The sequence below is a fragment of the Cedecea sp. Ae19-4 genome (assembly GCF_059801165.1).
The window spans coordinates 725,944-745,077 of sequence record NZ_JBCHWG010000001.1 but is presented as its reverse complement, the minus strand read 5'-3'; the positions used below and the strand labels follow the sequence as shown (position 1 = coordinate 745,077).

16 protein-coding genes are annotated in these 19,134 nt (G+C 54.7%); 8 read left to right on the top strand and 8 right to left on the bottom strand.

Annotated elements, in window-relative coordinates:
• Window positions 1-86 precede the first annotated feature (86 nt).
• On the top strand, window positions 87-596 hold the full coding sequence (gene sulA, locus AAIE02_RS03410) for an SOS-induced cell division inhibitor SulA (protein ID WP_008461253.1): 510 nt from the start codon (window positions 87-89) through the stop codon (window positions 594-596).
• A gap of 357 nt (window positions 597-953) precedes the next feature.
• Window positions 954-2,003, top strand: coding sequence for a porin OmpA (ompA, locus tag AAIE02_RS03405; RefSeq protein WP_498531965.1), 1,050 nt, complete (start codon window positions 954-956; stop codon window positions 2,001-2,003).
• A 91-nt stretch (window positions 2,004-2,094) separates the two neighbouring features.
• Here the strand turns inward: ompA and matP are convergent, their stop codons facing one another.
• The gene (gene matP / locus AAIE02_RS03400) at window positions 2,095-2,547 is read right to left on the bottom strand and encodes a macrodomain Ter protein MatP (RefSeq protein WP_008461251.1); all 453 of its coding nucleotides are present in this window, start codon (window positions 2,545-2,547) and stop codon (window positions 2,095-2,097) included.
• 176 nt (window positions 2,548-2,723) lie between these two features.
• On the opposite strand from matP, the gene AAIE02_RS03395 reads away from it, so the two are divergent.
• The 5 genes from AAIE02_RS03395 to AAIE02_RS03375 all read left to right on the top strand — a co-directional run bounded on the left by AAIE02_RS03395 (window position 2,724) and on the right by AAIE02_RS03375 (window position 9,307).
• Complete coding sequence (locus tag AAIE02_RS03395; RefSeq protein WP_336983264.1) at window positions 2,724-4,478, top strand: AAA family ATPase; 1,755 nt, start codon at window positions 2,724-2,726, stop codon at window positions 4,476-4,478.
• A 68-nt stretch (window positions 4,479-4,546) separates the two neighbouring features.
• Window positions 4,547-5,065, top strand: coding sequence for a bifunctional 3-hydroxydecanoyl-ACP dehydratase/trans-2-decenoyl-ACP isomerase (gene fabA / locus AAIE02_RS03390; RefSeq protein WP_008461248.1), 519 nt, complete (start codon window positions 4,547-4,549; stop codon window positions 5,063-5,065).
• A gap of 232 nt (window positions 5,066-5,297) precedes the next feature.
• The gene (locus tag AAIE02_RS03385; protein ID WP_166875364.1) at window positions 5,298-6,386 is read left to right on the top strand and encodes an ABC transporter substrate-binding protein; all 1,089 of its coding nucleotides are present in this window, start codon (window positions 5,298-5,300) and stop codon (window positions 6,384-6,386) included.
• Between the two features lie 88 nt (window positions 6,387-6,474).
• Window positions 6,475-8,244 (top strand): ABC transporter permease, encoded by a 1,770-nt coding sequence (locus AAIE02_RS03380; protein WP_498531964.1) that lies wholly within the window; start codon window positions 6,475-6,477, stop codon window positions 8,242-8,244.
• Complete coding sequence (locus AAIE02_RS03375; RefSeq protein ID WP_312744035.1) at window positions 8,237-9,307, top strand: ABC transporter ATP-binding protein; 1,071 nt, start codon at window positions 8,237-8,239, stop codon at window positions 9,305-9,307. Before AAIE02_RS03380 ends, AAIE02_RS03375 begins: the two co-directional genes overlap by 8 nt.
• A 71-nt stretch (window positions 9,308-9,378) precedes the next feature.
• Here AAIE02_RS03375 and rmf read toward each other — a convergent pair whose 3' ends face one another.
• The 6 genes from rmf to rlmKL form a co-directional block, all read right to left on the bottom strand.
• The gene (gene rmf, locus AAIE02_RS03370; RefSeq protein ID WP_008461244.1) at window positions 9,379-9,546 is read right to left on the bottom strand and encodes a ribosome modulation factor; all 168 of its coding nucleotides are present in this window, start codon (window positions 9,544-9,546) and stop codon (window positions 9,379-9,381) included.
• Window positions 9,547-9,805: 259 nt separating this feature from the next.
• Window positions 9,806-10,372 carry a membrane integrity-associated transporter subunit PqiC gene (gene pqiC / locus AAIE02_RS03365; protein WP_008461243.1) on the bottom strand — a complete coding sequence of 189 codons (567 nt, stop codon included), beginning with the start codon at window positions 10,370-10,372 and terminating at the stop codon, window positions 9,806-9,808.
• A complete protein-coding gene (gene pqiB, locus AAIE02_RS03360) occupies window positions 10,369-12,009 on the bottom strand; it encodes an intermembrane transport protein PqiB (protein ID WP_008461242.1) in 1,641 nt (546 codons plus the stop codon). Before pqiB ends, pqiC begins: the two co-directional genes overlap by 4 nt.
• Entirely contained in the window at window positions 11,999-13,267 is a 1,269-nt protein-coding gene (pqiA, locus tag AAIE02_RS03355) for a membrane integrity-associated transporter subunit PqiA (RefSeq protein WP_008461241.1), read from the bottom strand. Before pqiA ends, pqiB begins: the two co-directional genes overlap by 11 nt.
• A 16-nt stretch (window positions 13,268-13,283) precedes the next feature.
• Window positions 13,284-15,191, bottom strand: coding sequence for an ABC transporter ATP-binding protein (locus AAIE02_RS03350; RefSeq protein WP_008461239.1), 1,908 nt, complete (start codon window positions 15,189-15,191; stop codon window positions 13,284-13,286).
• Between the two features lie 5 nt (window positions 15,192-15,196).
• Window positions 15,197-17,320 carry a bifunctional 23S rRNA (guanine(2069)-N(7))-methyltransferase RlmK/23S rRNA (guanine(2445)-N(2))-methyltransferase RlmL gene (gene rlmKL / locus AAIE02_RS03345; protein ID WP_498531963.1) on the bottom strand — a complete coding sequence of 708 codons (2,124 nt, stop codon included), beginning with the start codon at window positions 17,318-17,320 and terminating at the stop codon, window positions 15,197-15,199.
• Window positions 17,321-17,423: 103 nt separating this feature from the next.
• Between rlmKL and AAIE02_RS03340 the strand changes: the two genes are divergently transcribed.
• Complete coding sequence (locus AAIE02_RS03340; protein ID WP_166995530.1) at window positions 17,424-18,539, top strand: MOSC N-terminal beta barrel domain-containing protein; 1,116 nt, start codon at window positions 17,424-17,426, stop codon at window positions 18,537-18,539.
• Here the strand turns inward: AAIE02_RS03340 and zapC are convergent.
• Window positions 18,536-19,078 (bottom strand): cell division protein ZapC, encoded by a 543-nt coding sequence (zapC, locus tag AAIE02_RS03335; protein ID WP_008461231.1) that lies wholly within the window; start codon window positions 19,076-19,078, stop codon window positions 18,536-18,538. The two genes, AAIE02_RS03340 and zapC, sit on opposite strands and share 4 nt — an antisense overlap.
• Between the last annotated feature and the right edge of the window lie 56 nt (window positions 19,079-19,134).

Sequence of the window (19,134 nt, the reverse complement as noted above, 5' to 3'; positions counted from 1 at the left end):
GAGACACTTTCCGAAATTCCGGTTGATCTTTGTTCGCACAGATATTACTGTATATGCATACAGTAACCCATTAGGCGGGACTCACTATGCACTCACATAACGCTCAAACTCACTTTCGTCATGTTGCAGTTACTGCGCACACCCCGGCGCAGTCTCTCTCTGATAACAGCGTACAGGGGTTAATCAGTGAAGTGGTCTACAGCGAAGAGAGCCCATGGGTTACGCAGTTTATTCTGCTACCTTTATTACAGCAGTTGGGACAACAATCCCGCTGGCAGCTATGGCTAACACCGCAGCAAAAACTCAGCCGTACATGGCTGCAGGCGGCTGGGCTGCCGCTGGCAAAAGTGATGCAGGCAAATCAGTTAGATCCTCTCTGCACCGTTGATGCCATGGTGAAAGCTTTGCAGACGGGAAATTACAGCGTAGTCATCGGCTGGCTTACGGAAGAATTAACAGATGAAGAACATTTACGGCTGACAATAGCAGCCGAAGCTGGCAATGCGATGGGCTTTATTATGCGTCCAACCAGCACAGGAACATCCGGTTCAAGACCACGAAATGGCCTAAAAATTCATTCTAGTTTGTATCATTAAGTAAATTTAGGAGAAATCCTGGAATTTTTTACGTATGCCATATAATCCGCTGTCATGACTCAAAAACTCCCGTCATATGGCGGTTTGACGGGGTTTATTGGATAGGCGCCCCGCTCAAAAAACAGTCCATTCTGTAAAAAAATATGTATGCAAGTCGTTTTTTTTCATATGCCTGACGGACTTCACACTTGTAACTTTCCAACTACGTTGTAGACTTTACCTCGCCAGGGTTGCTCTTCATAACACCGATATATCGGTAGAGTAACAATTGAGCGTAAACCCGGGCGAAGGATTTAACCCTGGGCTTTAAATTGGTTTAGAGCTCATGGCCTTTTGGATGATAATGAGGCGCAAAAAATGAAAAAGACAGCTATCGCGATTGCAGTGGCACTGGCTGGCTTCGCTACCGTAGCGCAGGCCGCACCGAAAGATAACACCTGGTATGCAGGTGGTAAACTGGGCTGGTCTCAGTTCCACGATACCGGCTGGTATAACAAGGACCTGCAAAACAACGGTAACACCCACGAAAGCCAGCTGGGCGCTGGTGCCTTCGGTGGTTATCAGGTTAACCCGTACGTTGGTTTTGAAATGGGTTATGACTGGCTTGGCCGTATGCCTTACAAAGGCAGCGAAGTTAGCGGTGCCTTCAAAGCTCAGGGCGTACAGCTGACCACCAAACTGGGTTACCCAATCACTGACGACCTGGACATCTACACCCGTCTGGGCGGCATGGTATGGCGTGCAGACTCTACAAACACCAAAGCTGGTAAAAACCACGACACCGGTGTTTCCCCAGTATTCGCTGGTGGTGTTGAGTGGGCAGTTACCCGTGACATCGCTACCCGTCTGGAATACCAGTGGGTTAACAACATCGGTGATGCACAGACCGTTGGCGTTCGTCCTGACAACGGCATGCTGAGCGTAGGTGTTTCCTACCGCTTTGGCCAGCAGGAAGAAGCTGCACCAGTTGTAGCTCCAGCTCCAGCTCCAGAAGTACAGACCAAACACTTCACTCTGAAGTCTGACGTTCTGTTCAACTTCAACAAAGCAACCCTGAAACCAGAAGGTCAGCAGGCACTGGATCAGCTGTACACCCAGCTGAGCAACCTGGATCCTAAAGATGGTTCCGTTGTTGTTCTGGGCTATACCGACCGTATCGGTTCCGAGCAGTACAACCTGAAACTGTCTGAAAAACGTGCACAGAGCGTTGTTGATTACCTGATCTCTAAAGGTATCCCAGCGAACAAAATCTCTCCACGTGGCATGGGCAAAGCTAACCCAGTTACCGGCAACACCTGTGACAAAGTAGCGCCTAAAGCTAAACTGATCGACTGCCTGGCTCCAGATCGTCGCGTTGAGATCGAAGTTAAAGGTATCAAAGAAGTTGTAACTCAGCCTGCGGCATAAGTTACCCTTCCTTGAACAAAAACCCCGCCATGGCGGGGTTTTTTATTGTCTGAGACTTCGCGATGGCGAGGTCGTGCACGCTTTCAGTGCTTTATTTTTTACCGAGCATAGCCTGCAGATCCTGCTTAAGCGTCGACATCTTGCTTTCCACCTTCTCTTTGCGCTCCGCATCTTCAATCAGCTGAACAACCGTTTCCGAAAGCGTATTGCCGCGACGTTGAGCAAGCCCGGCCAGACGTTGCCAGACAAGATATTCCAGATCGATGGATTTCTTGCGGGTATGCTGATGCTCAGCGTTAAAATGCCTTTTACGCCGCGCACGAATCGTTTGCTTCATGCGGTTATGCAGCGCCGGGTTCATATGCTGATCAATCCAGCTCTGAACCAGAACCGGCACATTCTCCAGCGTCAGGAGCTGCTCTACCGCCTCTTGGGCTGCACTGGCCTCAATGTATCGCGTGATTAATTCCCCTTCGCGATGCTTCTTAACCAGATACTTCCACTTCCAGCCGCTCTCGAGATTTTCCAACTGTTGATATTTCATTGTGATCTCAGTGTGACCGTGTAACTTAGTTCAGAATAACAGTTTTTACGCCATTCGCTGAACTGAAAATCAAAGCTGTGAGAGGGATAAAACTGTGTTACTGCTTTATCCGTGTGCTACCCGAGCGATTCTTGTATAATCGCGCCTTTGACATCTCATTAAAAAATATAGCGACTTTGACGACTAATCGACTTGACTGGCGTGCCCTGGTGCCTGATACCGAAAGCTATCAGGAAATTTTTGCACAGCCTTATGATACCGACTCCGCCCCTCTTTCTGCGGTTCAACCTCGTTTAGTTTACGGGATTGAGCAACTCAACCTTTCCGTTTCTTCCGTCGATCTAATGCTGATAAAAGCCCCGGAAGAACAAGAGTATCTGGATCTTATCGCCGCGGCCGTTGAAGCATCCCATGATGAAGCCGAAGAAATCATCGGCGGACATTATCTCATTGAAGGTAATCGGGTCACCCTGCGCCCGGCCGGGAACGCTGACGATAACTTTGCGTCCAGCGGAGAAGTTATTGCCGCTGACTGGGTTGAACCGGAGCAACTGTTCGGCTGCGTGCGGCAGTTTGCGGGCGAGGTGTCGTTGGAGCCCGGCCTGATCCATCGCGTGAACGGCGGCGTCCTGGTGCTGTCGATGCGTAGCGTCCTTGCCCAGCCGCTGCTGTGGCTACGCCTGAAACAAATCATGACCCAGGGGCGTTTCGACTGGATTTCACCTGACGAAACTCGTCCGCTGCCGGTAAAAATTCCGTCATTAGCGTTGGATTTCAAACTGGTCCTGGTTGGCGAGCGCGACTCGCTGGCGGATTTCCAGGAAATGGAGATGGATCTGGCTGCAGCCGCTATCTACAGTGAATTTGAAGACAATCTGCAAATTGCTTCTGCCGATGAAATGGCGCTTTGGTGTCAGTGGATCTATGCCATCGCCGCTGAGAAGTCATTGCCAGCACCTGCAGCCGATGCCTGGCAACCGCTGATTCGTGAGGCCGTCCGCTACACGGGCGATCAAGAAATGCTGCCACTCTGCCCTTCCTGGATTTCACGCCAGCTGCGTGAAGTCGCGCCGTTTACCGAAGCAGACAGCTTTAACGCCGAACAGCTCCAACAAATGCTTGAACAGCGTGAATGGCGCGAAGGTTTCCTGGCCGAGCGCATGCAGGATGAAATCCTGATGGAGCAAATCCTGATTGAAACCGAGGGCGAAATGATCGGCCAGATTAACGCGCTGTCGGTCATTGAATTCCCGGGTCATCCACGGGCCTTTGGTGAACCTTCCCGTATCAGTTGCGTGGTTCACGTTGGTGATGGGGAGTTTACGGACGTAGAGCGCAAGGCAGAACTCGGCGGTAACATTCACGCCAAAGGGATGATGATCATGCAGGCATTTCTGATGTCAGAGCTGCAGCTTGACCAGCAAATCCCGTTTTCGGCGTCCCTTACCTTCGAGCAGTCCTACAGCGAAGTTGACGGCGACAGCGCCTCCATGGCTGAGCTTTGCGCCCTGATAAGTGCCCTGGCTAACGTCCCTATTTATCAGCACATTGCGATCACCGGCTCTGTGGATCAGTTCGGCCGTGTACAGCCCGTTGGCGGGCTGAATGAAAAAGTGGAAGGTTTCTTCCGCATTTGTCAGCAGCGTGAGTTTAGCGGTGCCCAGGGTGTTATTATTCCTCTGGCGAACGTACGTCACCTGTCGCTGCATAAAGATGTACTGGAGGCCGTCGAGCAAAATAAATTCTCGATTTGGGCAATTGACGACGTGGCTGATGCCCTGCCGTTATTGACCAATCTCCCGTGGGATGGCGAAGGGCAAAACACCCTGATGCGTGCGGTGCAGGAGCGTATTGCTCAGGCCTCGGCGCCGGATGTTCGCCAGCGCTTTCCGTGGCCGCTACGCTGGCTCAACTGGTTCAACCACAACTGATCGGACTTGTTGAGCGTACACGTGTTAGCTAACCTGCGTGCTTCATTATAAAAAGGCTTACTGTAGACATGGTAGATAAACGCGAATCCTATACGAAAGAAGATCTTCTTGCCTCAGGGCGTGGCGAACTGTTTGGGGCTGAAGGCCCGCAGCTGCCTGCACCTTCCATGCTGATGATGGACCGCGTAGTCAAGATGACCGAGGACGGCGGTAACTTTGATAAAGGTTACGTGGAAGCCGAGCTGGATATTAACCCTGACCTGTGGTTCTTTGGTTGCCACTTTATTGGTGACCCGGTGATGCCTGGCTGTCTGGGGCTTGATGCCATGTGGCAGCTGGTTGGTTTCTACCTCGGCTGGCTCGGTGGCGAAGGCAAAGGCCGCGCGCTGGGCGTGGGCGAAGTGAAATTTACCGGTCAGGTTCTCCCTACCGCGAAGAAAGTTACCTACCGCATTCACTTCAAACGCGTTGTGAATCGCCGCCTGATCATGGGCCTGGCTGACGGTGAAGTACTGGTTGATGGCCGTGTGATCTACACCGCAACCGACCTGAAAGTGGGTCTTTTCAAAGACACGTCTGCTTTCTAATACCGTTTCATCTGGCTTTACCTCGAAAGCATCCATTGCTCGCAGTGGGTGCTTTTTTGTTTCTATCGCCCGCCTGAATGACGCTTTCTTGCCGTGGTTTTTATGGCGTTAATTGCTTAAACAACGTTCGAAATCACAAATCGTGAAGATAAAAAACGCCCCCTCTTGCCTGGAAAACGTTATGCGTTATGTTGATTTTTAGTTTCTCAAATGTAACTAGAGGTTAACAATAATGTCGAATAAGTTACGTATATCTTGCCTTGCTTCTGCCGTGCTGCTCTCTACCTCTGCATTTTCTGCTGTGCCTCAGGGCTATCCGGCGGATTATCAAAAAATCATCGATGCCGCGACCAAAGAAGGCAAAGTGGTGCTCTACTCCACCACCGACACCAAAACCGCGGCCCCGCTTATTCAGGGCTTTGAGGCCGCATATCCGGGCATCAAAGTAGAATATAACGACATGAACAGCACCGAGCTGTACAACCGTTATATCAGCGAACAGGCCGCCGGCGGTACCAGCGGTGACGTGGTCTGGAGTTCTTCCATGGACACGGCATTAAAGCTCGCCACCGACTATGCCCAGGAATACAAATCCCCGGAGCAAGGCCAGTTGCCGAAGTGGGCAGTCTGGAAAGACAAGGCCTACGGTACCACCTATGAGCCGGTCATTTTTATCTATAACAAACGCCTGATCCCAGCCAATGAAGTGCCTGACAGCCATGCAGCGTTGGCCAAACTTATCGCCAGCCAGCCCGAAAAATTCAGCAAAAAAGTCACCACTTACGATATTGAAAAATCCGGTCTCGGTTTTATGCTTTCGGTACAGGATCACAAGGCCGATCCAAATTACTTCCAAACGCTCGCCGATGTAGCCAAAGGCGGCCTTTCGGTTCAGTCCTCAACCGGCACCATGATGGAGCGAGTCTCCTCGGGTGAAAACCTGATTGGCTTCAACATTCTGGGCTCTTACGCCGAAGCCCGTGCCAAAACGGACACCTCCCTCGGTATCGCTTATCCGAAGGACTACACCCTGGTGCTGTCACGCGTCTCCTTTATCAGCAATGAAGCGAAAAACAGCAACGCGGCGAAGCTGTGGATTGACTACGTGCTGTCTGAAAAGGGGCAAAACATCCTCGCTAATCAGGCGGATATTCCTTCCATCCGCAATGATATCGACGGTGACAACGACATCGACGGCATGACCAAAAAACTCGGCAACGCCCTGAAGCCGATTCCGGTGGATGAAACCCTGCTGGAATACCTGCAGCAGAAAAAACGCCTGGACTACATCAAACAGTGGCGCGAAGCCGCCGCGAAATAATCCTTTGATGAGGCGTGCCGTCCGGCTGCGCCTCGCTTAACCCGAACACATTAGGCTATTCAGGCTAACTGACCTGAGGGATCGTTACATGGATGCATTACGCAGAAAGTGGCAAAGCCTGCCGCGCGGCATTGTGGTGCTGATAACTGCGCTGGTTATCTATATTCCGCTGTCGTTTATCGTTATACAGAGTTTTCTCTCGGCCCCCTTCTTCTCCCCGTCGAAGGAGTGGAGCCTCGAATCTTTTGAATTTATCTTCACCGACTCCGATTTTTACCTGGCGCTGAAGAGCGGCTTTATTCTGGCCTTTGGCCTGGTGGTGATTGCCATCCCGCTGGGCGGCATTCTGGCTTTCCTGATGGTGCGTACTGACCTGCCGGGCAGACGCATCATCGAGCCGCTGATTCTGGTGCCTATTTTTGTGTCGCCGATGGTATTGGGATTTGGCTATGTGGTGGCCGCAGGCCCGGTTGGCTTCTTCTCCCTGTGGGCGCAGTCGCTGCTTGGTTTCGTGCCGTGGAATATCTACGACATGTCGAGCATCGTGGTGATCGCAGGCCTGACGCATGTACCCCACGCCTATCTCTACATCTCCTCGGCCCTGCGCAGCGTAGGTTCCGACGTAGAGGAAGCGGCTCGCACCGCAGGTGCAACGCCGCTTCAGGTGATGACCGCCGTCAGCCTGCCGATGGTGCGTCCGGCAATGCTATATGCCACCGTGCTGCTGTTCTTCCTCGGGCTGGAAGTTTTCGGTCTGATGCTCGTGCTGGGCGACCCGGAAGGCAACATGGTGCTGGCAACGTATCTCTACAAGCTCACCAATAAGCTCGGGACGCCGTCCTATCATCTGATGGCTGCCGTCGCTGTCGTGCTGATTTGTATCACTATCCCGCTGGTCATGCTGCAGCGCCGACTGATGCGCACGGCAAACCGCTTTGTCACCGTCAAAGGCAAAGCCTCTCAGGCGCGAGCCCTGCCGCTGGGTAAATGGCGCTGGGTCGCAGGCGCCGTCGTGGCGTTCTGGCTGACCGTTACCATCGGGGTGCCGCTGATTGGCGTTATCCTGCGGTCCTTTATCTCCAACTGGGGCGTGGGCGTTTCACTGTGGGATGAACTGTCGCTCAATACCTTCCGCACTATCTGGGAACAGCCCAACCTGCTGCGGGCCATCGTCAACTCAATGGCGATAGGGGTCATCGGCGGCGCGCTGGCGGTGGTTTGCTACCTGTTTATCGGCATCGCCATGCACAGAAAACCAGACAACGTGACCCGCTTCCTGGACTACAGCGTGCTGGTACCTCGTGCCGTGCCTGGCCTGCTGGCCGGTCTGGCCTTCCTGTGGGTGTTTTTATTCCTGCCGATGTGGCTGGATAACGCGCTGAAGTCCGGCTGGCTTTCCGGTATGCCGTGGTCCCAGTGGCTGCGGGATAACCTTATCGTCTGGCTACGCTCGCTGCGCAGCACAATATTCAGCGTCTGGCTGGCCTATACCGTCGTGTGGATGGCCTATGGCCTGCGCCTTATCTCGTCTACCCTGCTGCAGGTTGGGCCGGAACTGGAAGAGGCCGCCCGCTGCACCGGGGCAAGCCGTGGGCAAATTACCCGCCACGTCACCATCCCGCTGTCGCGCTACGGCCTGATTGGCTCCTGGCTGCTGATGTTCCTGATCTTTGAGCGTGAATATTCTACCGGCGTCTACCTGCTTTCCCCCGGTACGGAAACCATCGGTTCCATGCTGGTTTCGCTGTGGGCCGCGGGCGCCATCGATATTGTCGCCGCACTTTCCTTTATTAATATTCTGTTCGTGGTGTTAGGGCTCGGCATTGCCCTTCGTTTTGGAGTGAAATTACATGATTGAGTTATCGGTCGAGAACCTGCACTTAACCTACGGCGACAACCCCGTGCTGAAAGGCGTTTCCATGGAGCTGAAGCGCGGCGAAGTCGTGTCTTTGCTTGGCCCTTCCGGCAGCGGCAAAACAACGCTGCTGCGCGCCGTCGCCGGACTGGAAAAACCCACCCAGGGCACAATTGTTATCGGCAAAAGCAACGTTTACGACGGCGCATCCCGCAAAGAGATCCCGGCCGAAGAACGTAATCTTGGCCTGGTCTTCCAGTCTTATGCCCTGTGGCCGCATAAAACCGTCTTTGAAAACGTCGCTTACCCGCTCAAGCTGCGTAAAGTGGCGACGGCGGAAATCAACCAGCGCGTACAGGCCGTTTTGGATCAGTTGGGGCTTGGGCACCTCGGCCAGCGCCACCCTTATCAGCTATCCGGTGGGCAGCAGCAGCGCGTCGCGATTGGCCGGGCGCTGGTTTATAACCCGCCGGTGATTTTGCTTGATGAACCGCTTTCCAACCTGGATGCGAAGCTGCGCGAAGAAGCCCGCGTCTTCCTGAGAGAACTGATTATCAAGCTAGGGCTGTCGGCGTTAATGGTCACCCACGATCAGAACGAAGCGATGGCCATTTCTGACCGTATTCTGCTGCTGAATAACGGAAAAATTGAGCAACAGGGCACCCCGCAAGAGATGTATGGCTCACCGCAAACGCTGTTCACCGCCGAGTTTATGGGCAGCAATAACCGCCTGAACGGTAAAGTGACTGAGGTTCGCGACGGTAAAGCACGCATTGAGGGCAGCGGATGGGCGCTCTGGGGCAAAGCTGGGGCTGGCGTCGTGGCCGGGCAGGAAGGGACGGCGGTGATTCGCGTGGAGCGCGTACGGATTGCCGATCTGCCGGGGGAAAACGGCATGACGCTGCCGCTGTTAACCAGCATGTATCTCGGCGATCGCTGGGAATATCTCTTCAGAACCTCTGGAGATGATTTCGTGATTCGCGCCTACGGCAATGATATGCGTGATGCTCAGCCGCATCATCTCCAGTTGCCAGAGCAGCACGTCTGGATTTTCCCTAAACCCTGATCGATGTTACACCGGTCCAAAAAGGCGAAACCTCCGCGATGCGGAGGTTTCTTTTTCTAAAGAGACAGTGATTACGCAGTAACCGCCCTGTCTTCCATGGCTTCTCGCCAGCCTCCCATCCAGTAGGACCTCTGATTCAGAGTCTGATATGGACAAATCTCTTTTGAGCGTCCGGCGATACCTGCCTGATAACCACGTTGATGTGCCCGTTCCAGGCGATCTCGTTTTTGTCTCTTCATGCCTCGTTTCCCTCATTACATTGTCTGGTGGAAAAGAAAACAGTGATTACAAAATGTGCAACCACGGATAAGCAATAACGCGAAATTCAGTGAGCGTCAATGCGCAAAATTCACGCCAATGTCACATTTCCGCGATATTCTGGTTATCTTTTCGACAAAAACTGAGGCGCGCCTGTCGCTAACCGGTTCAGCAAAAAAGAAAAGCTGCGACCACCCGAAGGTGAAAATCGCAGCTTTTTTGTACCAATCATTTTACCTATCAATTAAGGCGTGTGAGCGCCGAAGCAATACTCTTCGCTTCCTGCTGCCAGCCCTGAGCCAGGGTTTTCACCATGGCATCGTAGCCGTCATCCTGTTGCTTCAGTTCTATATGGAACGGGCGCTTAATAATTTCGCCCTGACGCTTCAGGAGCCACTCTCCGCTGACAATGACCTTGCCATCATAGCGGCCGTGAAAACCGGTCACATTCACGCTGAGCGCATCCTGATCGTGGCCTAGCGGCTGGGAGGCAACCACCCAGCCTGGCAATGCGCTGCTGAGATTACTGACCAGCGCATTGCGCAACTGCTGGTCAAGCGGGCTGGCCCAAAGGTTGCTGGTGGCGATGACATACTGCACATCGGTCGTCTGGTAAACCACCCCTGTGCCGGCGAGGAAATCAGGCACGGTGACCTGATCGACCCACAGCAAGTGGCTTCCAGGCTGGCTCACGGCCTGCATAGCAGGCTGTGAAGTTTGCGGCAGCTGATAGTACGTTTTGCCATTGTCGCTCCCGCTACAGGCGGAAAGCGCTAAGACGGCGGCTAGCGTGAGCCACTTTTTCATGGTTGTGCCCTCTTCGGCTGCGGATCCTTTTTATCCTTCGCTTCAAATATCAGCGAGTTGCTCTTGTCGTTCAGCGTACGCAATACCGGCTGCAGCTCGCGCAGCACCTGATCAAGACGCTGCATATCCGCCACCATCTTGTTATAGGCCGCAGAGCCCGGCTGGAAGCCCTGCATACTGCGGTTCAGCTCGCGAAGCGTTTTCTGCATATCTTCCGGTAGCTGCTGCATCGACTGACTGGAAGTAATCTTGTTCAGATTATCTAGCGTCTGCTGCAGGTGGCGCATCGTTTTCTGGCTTTCAGCCAGCGTATTCGTGGCCTGTTCCAGCATCGGGTTAATCGGCAGGTTGTTGATTTTATCCAGCGTCTCCAGCAGTTTTTGCTGAATTTGCGCCAGGCCGCCGCTCACCGTTGGAATAAGCGGGTAGCCCGCGATTTGAGGCAGATCGCCCAGCGCTTTCTCTTTCGGATAGAAATCGAGATCGATAAACAGCGCTCCGGTCACCAGGCTCCCGGTTTTCATCGAGGCACGCAGCCCGCGCTTGATCAATACCTGCAGGTTGGTCGAGATATCCGCGCCATCTTCGAGCATATTTTTCAAACGTTCTGGCTCGATGCGGATCAGCACCGGAATGCGGAAATCGTCATTCAGGCTTTGGCGCATTTTTTCGTTGAAGAACGGAACCTGTGCCACCGTCCCCAGGCGAATGCCGCGGAATTCCACCGGCGCACCTGGCTGCAGACCACGAACAGAATCTTTGAAGAACATCAGGTAATCGATATGGTTGGTATACAGCGAATCCTGAATGCTTTTCTGATCGTCAAACAGCTGGAAGTCAGCGCCCGTTTCAACCGGCTTGCCCCACTCCCAGCCTTCAGGCACGTCGAAGCTGACGCCCCCACTAAACAGCGTGGTTAACGACCCCATCTCCACGCGCATCCCCTGGGCGGACATATCCACGGCGATGCCGCTGTCTTTCCAGAAACGGACGTTGCTGGTAATCAGCCTGTCGTTTGGTGCCGCAATAAACAGCTGGTAGCTAATCGCTCGCTTATTGGTATCAAAGGTGCTGGTTTCCACCGAGCCTACGCGGTAGCCGCGGAACAGCACCGGATCCCCTGGGGTAAGCTGGCCCGCTTTTTTACTGTCGAGCGTAATGCGAATGCCTTTGGCATCAGGTGGCGCCAGCGGCGGCGCATCCAGCAGAGCATAGTTCTCGGGCTGCTCGCCTTTGGTCCCCGGCTGCAGCTCAATATAGGCGCCGGACAGCAGCGTGCCGAGCCCGGAGATCCCTTCGCGCCCCACCTGCGGTTTTACCACCCAGAACACGGAATCTTTGTGCAGCAGCTTCTCCATCCCGGAATTTAGCCGCGCCTTAATTTCTACATGGTGTAGATCGTCCGTTAGCTGTGCACTCTCCACTACCCCAACGTCTACGCTGCGGCTTTTGATGGTGGTTTTACCGCCCTCAATCCCTTCTGCGTTGGCGGTGATCAGGGTCACTTCCGGCCCCTGATGACTGTAGTGATAAAACAGGATCCAGGCGCCAATCAGCGCCGTTACGATGGGAAAGATCCAAACCGGCGACCAGTTTTTTACCTTCTGCACTTTCGCCTCGCCGTGCTTATTTTCCATGTTCGGAAGACTCCTCATCAGTTACATCGTCAGCGCGATCCCAGGACAAGCGAGGGTCAAAAGTCATCGCAGCAAACATTGTCAAAATCACTACACAGGCAAACATTAACGCCCCCATAGCCGGGTAGATATTCATCAGCCCACCCATGCGCACCAGCGCGGAGAGAACGGCAATCACAAATACGTCGATCATCGACCAGCGGCCGACAAACTCAACAACTTCATAAATCAGGTGCATTCGCTCGCTGTCACGCCTGCCGTGCCCTTTTGCATCCCAGCACAGCCAGGCGATGGCGATCATTTTTAGCGTAGGCACCATGATACTGGCGATAAAAATCACCATTGCCACCGGATAAGATCCCTCACTCCAGAGCAGGATCACCCCGGCCAAAATGGTGGAAGGATATTTGCTGCCCAGCATTTCGGTGACCATGATCGGCAAAATGTTTGCCGGCAGATAAAGCATAATGGAGGTGATCAGCAGCGCCAGCGTCCACTGCAGGCTGTGCCTGCGGCGAACGTGGCCGTGTGTCCCGCAGCGAGGGCAGACCAGCGTATCCGCCTCAACGATAGCCGTGCAGCAGGAACAAGAGCGCAGCCCCTGCTTAATCCCCGACACACCAACTTTTAACGGATGGTGCACTGGCGGCATGGGCGCAATATCATCCCAAAGCCAGCGCCGGTCCACGCACTGGAAGGCTCGAAGCTGCAAAATGCAGAACAGGCACCAGGGAATAAAGCTGCTGCCCACGCCAATGTCCCCATAGGCCATCAGCTTCACGAAGCTAACCAATACCCCGGCGAGGAAGATTTCCGCCATGCCCCAGCTTTTCAACTGGAACAGCACTCGCGCCAGCCAGCGTTTAAGCCCAAAAGGCAATTTTGCCTGGTTGACCAACAGCAGGATAGTTATCAGGCAAAAAGCCGGCACCGCCTGAACAAAAAGCAGAAAGAAGGTGCCAAGGCTGGCGTAATCTTCGGAAAACATCACGCCGGGAATTTGCATCAGCGTGACTTCGCTACTGATCCCGGCCACCTTCATATTGATGAAAGGAAACAGGTTAGCCAGCAGCAGCATAAACAGCCCCGCCAAGGCGTAAGCCGTTGGCCGCTGACGCGGCAAAAACCACTGCGTGACTAACGGAGTGCCACAGCGCGGGCAGGAGGCTTTGTGGCCATCCTGCAGGGCGGGCAGCGCCACCAGCAAATCACATTGTCGACACAAAATATGCGAGCGATGGTGGTGCGTGGCACACATCGTAACTCTCCTTAGATTACGAGCCGTTTTTCAGCGCTTCCAGGTACTCCCAGCGTTCAAATGCTTCTTCCAGAGCCTGTTCCGCCGCGGCCATTTCCGCCAGGACTTTTTGGGTCACATCGTGCGGCTGGTTGAAGAAATCAGCATCGGCGACCTTCGCCTGCAGCGTGCCTAAATCGGCTTCAAGCTGCTCAAGCCGTTGAGGCAACTGCTCTAATTCGCGCTGCAGGTTATAGCTTAGTTTGCTATTGGCACGTTTAACAGGTTCTGCTTTTTGCGATTCGACCTTCTCGGATTTAGCCGCAGCAGCCTGACGCAGCGGCTGAGCGGAACCCTGCTGGCCTTTGGCATCATGGTAGCCACCGACATAGCGACCAATTTTGCCCTGGCCTTCGAAGATCCAGCACTCGGTCACGGTATTGTCGACAAACTGACGATCGTGGCTGACCAGCATCACGGTGCCCTGGTAACCATCAATCAGCTCTTCCAGCAGCTCCAGGGTTTCGACGTCCAGATCGTTGGTTGGTTCATCGAGGATCAGCAGGTTGCTAGGTTTTAAGAACAAACGCGCCAGCAGCAGACGGTTGCGTTCCCCACCGGAAAGCGCACGCACCGGCGTCATCGCGCGTTTGGGATGGAACAGGAAGTCCTGCAGGTAACCCAGCACATGGCGCGGCTTGCCGTTCACCATCACTTCCTGCTTACCTTCCGCCAGGTTATCCATCACGGTACGGTCAGGATCCAGCTCGGCACGGTGCTGATCGAAGTAGGCCACTTCCAGCTTGGTACCGCAGTGTACGCGGCCGCTGTCGGCCTGAAGCTGGCTCAGCATCAGCTTCAGCAGCGTGGTTTTGCCACAGCCGTTCGGCCCTACCAGCGCAATTTTATCGCCACGCAGCACCTGAGCGGAAAAATCACGCACCAGCGTTTTACCGGCAACCTGATAGTTAACGTCTTCCATCTCGAAGACAATTTTGCCTGAGCGACTCGCTTCTTCCACCTGCATCTTCGCGCTGCCCATCACTTCACGACGTTCACCGCGTTCACGGCGCATCGCTTTCAGGGCACGAACGCGCCCTTCGTTACGGGTGCGACGCGCTTTGATGCCCTGGCGGATCCACACTTCTTCCTGCGCCAGCTTGCGGTCAAACTCGGCGTTCTGTAACTCTTCCACGCGCAGGGCTTCTTCTTTCGCCAGCAGATACTGATCGTAATCACCAGGGTAAGACACCAGCTTGCCGCGATCGAGATCGACAATGCGGGTGGCCATATTGCGGATAAACGAACGGTCGTGGGAGATAAAGATAATGCTGCCCTGGAACTCTTTCAGGAAGCCTTCCAGCCAGTCGATGGTTTCGATATCGAGGTGGTTAGTCGGTTCGTCCAGCAGCAATACGCGCGGAGAGCTGACCAGCGCACGCCCCAGCGCGGCTTTACGCAGCCAGCCGCCGGACAGCGCAGACAGCTCGGTATCCGCTTCAAGACCAAGCTGCTCCAGCACTTCGTTAATACGGCTATCAAGCTGCCACAGGCCCTGATGATCGAGGATCTCCTGAATGCGAGCCATCTCGTTGAGGTTCTTCTCGCTCGGATCGCTCATTACTTTGTGGGAGATATCATGGTAGGCCTTCAGGTATTCCGCCTGCTCTTCCACCCCTTCCGCCACAAAGTCATACACCGTGCCCGCAACGTTACGCGGCGGGTCCTGCTGCAGGCGAGCGACGATCAGATCCTGCTCATAAACCATGCGGCCATCGTCCAGCGGGACTTCGCGGTTGAGGATCTTCATCAGCGTTGATTTGCCCGCGCCGTTACGGCCGACCAGACAGACGCGTTCGTTTTCTTCGATGTGTAATTCGGTGTTATCTAACAGCGGTGCGTCGCTAAACGACAGCCAGGCACCGTGCATACTAATTAATGACATGACTATTAATCCCGGGATTCGTGAGTGACTAACCAGCAGTTATGGATCTGGCGGTTGCGCGCAAAGTCCTGCGACTGCGTTTTTTGTGTAATTTCCTGTGCAACCAGGCCCAGCTCCGCCAGGCCGGCGAAGTCCATTTTGAAGCCACGTTTATTGTTTGAGAACATAATGGTACCGCCGCGACGCAGCAGGCGCTTCAGATCTTTCATCAGCGCAAGGTGGTCACGCTGCACGTCGAAAGAGTCTTCCATACGCTTGGAGTTAGAGAACGTCGGCGGGTCAATAAAGATCAGGTCGAACTGTTCGTCGCTGTCGCGCAGCCAGCCCAGGCAATCAGCCTGCACCAGCCGATGGGCGCGGCCGGTCAAGCCGTTCAGGCGCAGGTTGCGCTCTGCCCATTCAAGATAGGTACGAGACATATCTACCGTAGTAGTGCTTTTCGCCCCACCCAGCCCCGCGTGTACCGTTGCAGTACCGGTATAAGCAAAAAGGTTCAGGAAGTCTTTGCCTTTGCTCATCTGCCCCAGCATGCGGCGGGCAATGCGGTGGTCGAGGAACAGGCCGGTATCCAGATAGTCGGTCAAGTTGACCCACAGGCGAGCGTCATATTCGCTCACTTCCATGAAATCACCCTTTTCGCCCATCTTCTGGTACTGGCTTTTCCCTTTCTGACGTTCGCGAGTTTTTAACACCAGCTTGTTCGTCGGCAGCTCAAGCACAGCAAGCGTTGCCGCGATGACGTCAAACAGACGCTGGCGGGCTTTGTTTGGATCGATGGTTTTCGGGGGCGCGTACTCCTGCACCACAACCCAGTCGCCGTAACGGTCAACCGCCACGTTGTAATCAGGCAGATCGCCATCGTACAGGCGATAGCATTCGATGCCTTCCTGACGCGCCCACTTGTCGAGCTTCTTGACGTTTTTACGCAGGCGGTTGGCGTAATCTTCGGCAATCTGGCCGCTGGCCGCGGCAACGCCGGCAGGATTTGCCGCCAGCTGATAGTTTTTCTGTACGCAATCCAGTGGGCCGTTTTTGGCTTTAAACTGGCGGTCAGCGCGCAGCTGCAGGCAGCTCAGCAGTTCAGGGGAGGCGCTGAACAGCGAAAGATGCCAGCCGCCAAACTGGTTTTTCAGGTGGCGACCCAGCAGGCTGTGCAGGGCAATCAGCGCCGGCTCGCTTTCCAGACGTTCGCCGTATGGCGGGTTGCTGATAACCGTCCCCGCCGGGCCTTCCGGCAGCGGATTGACCAGGTTCGCCACATCCTTAACGTCGAAGCTGATCACGTCAGCCAGACCCGCACGGCGGGCGTTGGCACGGGCGCGTTCAATCACGCGACTGTCGTTATCTGAACCATAGAAGCGAGACTGATATTCAGTCAGGCCGCGACGGGCGCGAACCTGGGCTTCGGTTACCACCTCTTTCCAGACATCGGCATCATGCTTCGCCCAGTTCAGGAAGCCCCAATGCTTACGGTGCAGGCCCGGCGCACGATCGGTGGCGATCATCGCCCCTTCAATCAGCAAGGTGCCGGAGCCGCACATCGGATCCAACAGCGGCGTGCCGTGCTGCCAGCCGGAGCGCATCACGATAGCCGCTGCCAGCGTCTCTTTAATAGGGGCCGCGCCGGTTGCATCGCGGTAGCCGCGCTGGTGCAGGCCTTCGCCGCTGAGATCCAGGGCGATGCTGGCGGTATCTTTATTCAGCCAGACGTTAATGCGCAGATCCGGCTTCTCGCGATCGACATCCGGACGCGGCAGGTTTTTACGTGTAAAGGAGTCAACGATCGCATCCTTTACCTTCAGCGCCCCGTACTGGCTGTTGCGAATGGTTTCGTTCAGGCCGCTAAAATGCACGGCAAAGGTTGCGCCCGGCCCGAACAGCGCCGGCCAGTCGATCGCCATCACGCCGAGATAAAGATCAAGGTCGCTGTAGACTTTACATTCGCTGAGCGGCAGCAAAATGCGCGAAGCCAGGCGGCTCCACATCAGGCTTTGATAGAGTAGACGAGTATCCCCCTGGAAATGTACGCCGCCCTGAACCACCTGGCAGCCCTGGGCCCCCAGGTTTTCTAGTTCAGTTTTTAACAGCTCTTCAAGCCCACGCGCCGTACTGGCAAACAGAGAATTCATATCGTCACTTATCAGGTAAAAAGAAAATTGTGGCGCATTATAGCTAATCCGCAACGCATGTCATAAAGTTGCCCTCTTATATTTACTTCCCACGGAGGGCGCCGTGATTACTTTGTCTCAACTCTTTATTCACCCGGTAAAATCTATGCGCGGCCTGGCGCTCTCCCACGCGCAGGCAACCACCAGCGGCCTGGCCTTTGATCGCATCTTTATGATTACCGAGCTGGATGGCACCTTTATTACCGCCCGCCAGCATCCGCAGATGGTGCTGTTCACTCCCGCATTCGTGCATGACGGCCTTTATTTATCCGCGCCGGACGGCAGCTCGGCCAGCATTCGCTTTGCTGATTTCGCCGCAACGCCGGAGCCGACAGAAGTCTGGGGCACGCACTTTACCGCGCTCATTGCGCCCGATGAAATTAATCAGTGGCTGAGCGGGTTCTTCTCTCGCCCGGTGCAGCTGCGCTGGGTTGGTGAGCGGCCCACCCGCCGGGTGAAACGCCACGAAGAAGTGCCGCTCTCTTTTGCCGACGGTTTCCCTTATTTGCTGACCAACGAAGCTTCGCTGCGCGACCTGCAAAACCGCTGCCCCGCCAGCGTTAAAATGACCCAGTTTCGCCCGAATATCGTGGTGACCGGTGCCTCTGCGTGGGCGGAGGATACCTGGAAAGTCGTGCGTATTGGCGGGGTCACTTTCGACGTGGCTAAACCCTGCAGCCGCTGTATTTTTACGACGGTTAGCCCGGAACGCGGCCTGAAACATCCGAGTGGAGAACCGCTCAAAACGCTGCAGGGGTTCCGCACCGCGCAGGATAATAGCGGCGCAGTCGATTTTGGTCAGAATTTGATTGCCCGTAACAGCGGAGTTATTCGCGTGGGCGACGAGCTGGAGGTGCTGGCCCACAGGCCGGCGAATGTTTATGGCCCCGGCGAAGTGGTGGAAAGCCTCGAACCTCAGAGCCAGCCTGAAAGCAGCGTCAGCATCGACTGGGAAGGCACGACGTTCCAGGGCAATAACCAACAGATTCTTTTGGAACAGCTGGAAAACAAAGGGATTCGCGTCCCCTATTCCTGCCGGGCCGGGATATGCGGAAGCTGTCGGGTTAGGTTGCTGGATGGCGAAGTGAAAGCACTGAAGAAAGGCGCCATTGGCGCGGACGGCACCATTTTATGCTGCAGCTGCGTGCCTACAGGGAATGTGAGCGTGGCGTCGCGCTAAACGGCCTGATCGAGACTGAGGCCGCTGCTTAAAGGCTGCGGTTTCAGCCGGTCATTCATCACTTTAATGGCATCCCCAAGCTGCATCGTGCGGCCAGCTAACGTGAGCCCCTGCTGAGCAAGCAGGCAAAGTGCGGCATTGTCGCCGGTTTCCACCACCAGCAGGTTCACCTGCTGCATATTCTCGCTTAGCCACACGCAGGCCCCTTCCCCTACTTCTGGCTGCCAGCCGTCGCCGTGGGAGACAAAATGCCAGCTTTTTGGCATCTGCGGTTTGAGGAAGCGAATCGCTACCAGGGCGTTGAGCACCAGCTCGGCGCGCTGCTCTTTCCCTAACGGTAAATCACGGCATTTTTCTTCAAAAGAGAAATAAAGCGCCGCATCATCAACACAAAAACCTGAATTTTCAAAGGCATCCGGGGTTAGCATTTTACGGGGAAAGCGCGAACGGAAAAGCATACCATTGGCCAAATCGAGCATCATTCGATCGTGCTCTTCATCGAAATACCAACGCCAGTTATCATCCGGTTTTATTCGCATAATGCTTACCCTTCATTTATCCCGCTGCTGAATTGCCACTCAAATTCTTACCATAT

Bases quoted from the DNA above. Each gene is read 5' to 3' on its own strand.
- rlmKL (WP_498531963.1), bottom strand. From the start codon at position 17,320: ATGAATTCTCTGTTTGCCAGTACGGCGCGTGGGCTTGAAGAGCTGTTA.
- AAIE02_RS03380 (WP_498531964.1), top strand. From the start codon at position 6,475: ATGGATGCATTACGCAGAAAGTGGCAAAGCCTGCCGCGCGGCATTGTG.
- pqiA (WP_008461241.1), bottom strand. From the start codon at position 13,267: ATGTGTGCCACGCACCACCATCGCTCGCATATTTTGTGTCGACAATGT.
- AAIE02_RS03385 (WP_166875364.1), top strand. From the start codon at position 5,298: ATGTCGAATAAGTTACGTATATCTTGCCTTGCTTCTGCCGTGCTGCTC.
- pqiB (WP_008461242.1), bottom strand. From the start codon at position 12,009: ATGGAAAATAAGCACGGCGAGGCGAAAGTGCAGAAGGTAAAAAACTGG.
- rmf (WP_008461244.1), bottom strand. From the start codon at position 9,546: ATGAAGAGACAAAAACGAGATCGCCTGGAACGGGCACATCAACGTGGT.
- AAIE02_RS03350 (WP_008461239.1), bottom strand. From the start codon at position 15,191: ATGTCATTAATTAGTATGCACGGTGCCTGGCTGTCGTTTAGCGACGCA.
- sulA (WP_008461253.1), top strand. From the start codon at position 87: ATGCACTCACATAACGCTCAAACTCACTTTCGTCATGTTGCAGTTACT.
- ompA (WP_498531965.1), top strand. From the start codon at position 954: ATGAAAAAGACAGCTATCGCGATTGCAGTGGCACTGGCTGGCTTCGCT.
- AAIE02_RS03375 (WP_312744035.1), top strand. From the start codon at position 8,237: ATGATTGAGTTATCGGTCGAGAACCTGCACTTAACCTACGGCGACAAC.
- zapC (WP_008461231.1), bottom strand. From the start codon at position 19,078: ATGCGAATAAAACCGGATGATAACTGGCGTTGGTATTTCGATGAAGAG.
- pqiC (WP_008461243.1), bottom strand. From the start codon at position 10,372: ATGAAAAAGTGGCTCACGCTAGCCGCCGTCTTAGCGCTTTCCGCCTGT.
- fabA (WP_008461248.1), top strand. From the start codon at position 4,547: ATGGTAGATAAACGCGAATCCTATACGAAAGAAGATCTTCTTGCCTCA.
- matP (WP_008461251.1), bottom strand. From the start codon at position 2,547: ATGAAATATCAACAGTTGGAAAATCTCGAGAGCGGCTGGAAGTGGAAG.